We start from the raw sequence: 233 nt of genomic DNA on the forward strand, positions 1-233 counted from the left end.
ATCGCTCAGTTCGTCTCGTGGGCTCGGAGATGTGTAATAAGAGACAGTGATCACGCTGTCGATAATCGGCTTGATCGGCTCGGACACCAGCGCCTGCAGCGGATGGGATTCCAGTGGCAGGCGGAAGCCGGCCAGGCCGGCCATATGCCCGGAGTTACCGGCGGKGNACCCCMCNCACCNCGYCTCTTTTAAACAACNTCCCCGCCCCCCMGAAGAAAAGAGGGGGCTCGGAT

The 233-nt window shown here is 61.8% G+C and carries 1 pseudogene; it reads right to left on the reverse strand.

From position 1 onward, the window contains the following. Positions 1 to 162: pseudogene (locus ACQ4LH_RS21110) on the reverse strand (sarcosine oxidase subunit beta); the annotation flags it as partial. Between the last annotated feature and the right edge of the window lie 71 nt (positions 163 to 233).

It is taken from the genome of Pseudomonas peli (assembly GCF_050563605.1).
Taxonomy (GTDB): Bacteria; Pseudomonadota; Gammaproteobacteria; order Pseudomonadales; family Pseudomonadaceae; genus Aquipseudomonas; species Aquipseudomonas peli_A.